Source organism: Sabulicella flocculans (assembly GCF_045449635.1).
Lineage (GTDB): Bacteria > Pseudomonadota > Alphaproteobacteria > Acetobacterales > Acetobacteraceae > Roseococcus.
On sequence record NZ_JBJJBR010000066.1, the window covers coordinates 1 to 516 of the forward strand.

General features: G+C 84.5%; 1 pseudogene. It reads left to right on the forward strand.

Features of this window, described 5'->3' with window-relative positions:
- Positions 1-516 (forward strand): annotated as a pseudogene (locus tag ACI6QG_RS19640) (AAA family ATPase); the annotation flags it as partial.

Here is a 516-nt window from a genome sequence, read left to right on the forward strand (position 1 = left end):
CGCGCGGCGCGCGAGGCCGCCGAATCCGCCCGCGCCGCCCTGGCCCGGCTGGCCGCCGAGGCCGAGGGACTGCGCGCTGCCACCGCCGCCGGCGGCGCCGAGGCGCAGCCCATCGCCGCGGCGCTGGGCATCCCTGAGGGGCTGGAAGCCGCGCTGGGCGCCGCCCTGGGCGAGGGGCTGGATGGCGGGCGCGGGCAGGGGCGCCGCTTCTGGCGCGCCCTGCCGCCGCTGGACGCCGCCCCCGCCCTGCCGGCCGGCGCCACGCCGCTGGCGGCGCTGGTGCAGGCGCCGCCCGAACTGGCGCGCGCGCTGTCGCAGGTGGGGCTGGCAGAGGATGGGGCGCCGCTGCAAGCCGCGCTGCGCCCGGGGCAGGCGCTGGTGTCGCGCGGCGGGGCGCTGTGGCGCTGGGATGGCTACGTGCTGGCCCCAGGCGCCGCCGCCGCCGGCGCGGCGCGGCTGCAGGCCCTGGCCCGGCTGCGCGGGGCGGAGGCGCGGCGCGACGCCGCCGCGCCGGAG